Genomic DNA, 2,386 nt, shown 5'->3' with positions numbered 1-2,386 from the left:
TCTTTTTAAGAGGATGCGCTTAATTATAATATAAAACTTGATTTTTTCTCCTCTTAATTATTCATTTCAAATCTACTTGATTACATGAAAAATGAGCTACTAATTAAATTACTATTTTATTTCATTCCATAAAGATAAAGCAAAGATCCAATTCGGATCCCCATTCCCTTGATAGCTTTGGGCCGACTCGTATTCCTTACCCTCGTGAACTACTCTATCTCCTTTTTTATATGCTTTATACGAATCCCATTTCTCATAAGCGTTTTCTTGTTCCTTCGTAGTAACTGTTAAGATATCACTTTTCATTGATTCATTGCCAGCCGTATCAACTGCAGAAACTGCATACTTGTATGTTGTATTTGCTTGCAAATTCTTGTCCTTGAACCACCCCCACTTTCACTTCGTTTAGAAGTGAGGGATTCCTAAGTAAAGAGTTCTATCGAACTCTAATTTATTAGGCTATCCCCGCAGCCCTTGCGGTTAGAAGCCTTATCGCTTCATTCTTTAGATTGATACTTGCGTTAATATCCCTATCATGGTGTGTACGACAAGAAGGGCAGTCCCATTTACGTAGGTTTARATTTTTAACGTCTTTGTTTTKRTATYCACAAYKRGAACATAATTGGCTRGAAGCAAATGTTTTTGATACGACAATAACTTGTTTGCCATACCATTTTGCTTTGTATTCTAACATGGATCGAAATTGCGACCAGGATACCTCACTAATTGCTTTTGCTAACTTATGATTCTTTAACATATTCGATACTTGCAAATCCTCTATACCGATAACATCGTGGTTTTTGATGATTTCAGTTGAGAYTTTGTCCAAGTAATCTTTTCTAGCATTYGYCAYGTATTCATGAATTYTAGCTACYTTTACTCGYTGTTTATTCCAGCGMRAAGATCCTTTCRTTSTTCTAGAAAGAACACGCTGYGCTTTYRCYAAYTTCTCTTCTAATGAYCGAAAAAACTTCGGATTTTYATAGGTTGTTCCATCTGACAAAATGGCGAAATCTTTTAGTCCCACATCCATTCCGATGTAAGAATGTGCTTTCGGAAGTTCTTGTACTTCTGTTTCCACTAACAATGACACAAAGTATCTGCCAGAAGGTTTCCGTCTAACTGTAGCATTTAAGATACGTCCCTTTACTTCGCGACTTTTGGCAAATCGAACAAGGCCTAGTTTCGGCAACTTTATCTTGTTTCCTACAACAGCAATATTTTCATTTGTTTGTTTTGTAGTATAAGATTGTACGTTGTTCTTCTTAGATTTAAARCGCGGGGCGCTGTTTTGTTTTTTGAAAAAGCGTGTATAAGCATCCGCAAGGTTGCGAACAGACGACTGAATCGCAATACTATCTACATCTTTTAGCCAAACAAACTCTTTCTTCATGGTAGGAAGTTTCGCAGAGCATGTACCATATGTCAAACCTTTTCCTGTCTCTTTGTATGCGCGATCCCATAGGGATAGGAAATGATTGAATACAAARCGAGAACAACCAATCGTTTTGTTGATTAGAATTGCTTGTGCTTTATTTGGRTAGATACGAAAYTTATAKGCTTTATTAATCATCATTYRWTTCAYCTCCATTTCGGYATRTGWCTATTATACAMCAAACATACATTCGRYAGATAGTGAAGTAACASTTTATGTATGTCGAACAATTAAGATRGCTTCCTGCCATCYCTTRTYCGAAGCCAATTCATCTCCCACCTACTCACTGGGCTGTGACCCTTCACGCCCCTTGAGGAAGGAGTCTTCTTGGCTAAAATGATAAAATATAATTTCGTTCACTCTTTTCCCTTAAATACTCTTTAATTTGTTGTATTTGCTCTAGATCACGTATTGGCTGAACAAAGTTCATTATTCATTACCTCCAGCTTCTTCTGTTTCGTAAACTTCTAATCTAAGAGCAAAAGCTAAATTATAAAATGCTCTGGACTTCCAACGGCGATATGTACGTTCAGCCATTGCAATTTCGTTATAGACCATATAATCGCATACAGCTTCTTCTTCTAAATAACGCTTATTAATAATCTCCCTCTGCATCTTCCCAGCACAGCCATTACCTAAGCGACTTAAAAACTGATTAATACGGAATGACATTAACTCCAACCACTCTTCATGCTCACTTTGTTGCAAATTAGCGATTGCCACATCCTCTAAAGGCTTTCCAACGGTATGTGTCGGACCGTGTTCTCTCATTTCATAAGAAGGAGTGACTTTCATTTCCTTACGAATCATTCCGAACTGTCTATATATGCGTACACTTTCAAGAACACCCTCTAACTTCTCTTGCGTTGCTGTTCTATCAATTTTTGGTAAGAAAGATAATTGTTTAGTCATGTAAGACCACTCCTTTTTATTTTTAAATTACTTTTGTCT

General features: G+C 36.6%; 2 protein-coding genes and 2 pseudogenes. All 4 read right to left on the bottom strand.

The window, feature by feature from the left end; translation table 11 throughout:
* Positions 1-111: 111 nt before the first annotated feature.
* A pseudogene (locus AC1DJR_RS26620) lies at positions 112-384 on the bottom strand (carbohydrate-binding protein); the annotation flags it as partial.
* 70 nt (positions 385-454) lie between these two features.
* Entirely contained in the window at positions 455-1,576 is a 1,122-nt protein-coding gene (tnpB, locus tag AC1DJR_RS26615; RefSeq protein ID WP_477003922.1) for an IS200/IS605 family element RNA-guided endonuclease TnpB, read from the bottom strand.
* Between the two features lie 199 nt (positions 1,577-1,775).
* Positions 1,776-1,865, bottom strand: a pseudogene (locus tag AC1DJR_RS26610) (site-specific integrase); the annotation flags it as partial.
* Entirely contained in the window at positions 1,865-2,347 is a 483-nt protein-coding gene (locus tag AC1DJR_RS26605; protein ID WP_445290624.1) for an ArpU family phage packaging/lysis transcriptional regulator, read from the bottom strand. The pseudogene AC1DJR_RS26610 and the gene AC1DJR_RS26605, both read right to left, overlap by 1 nt.
* Between the last annotated feature and the right edge of the window lie 39 nt (positions 2,348-2,386).

The organism is Bacillus sp. 05T31, assembly GCF_056396725.1.
This window is presented reverse-complemented; position numbering and strand designations above follow the sequence as displayed.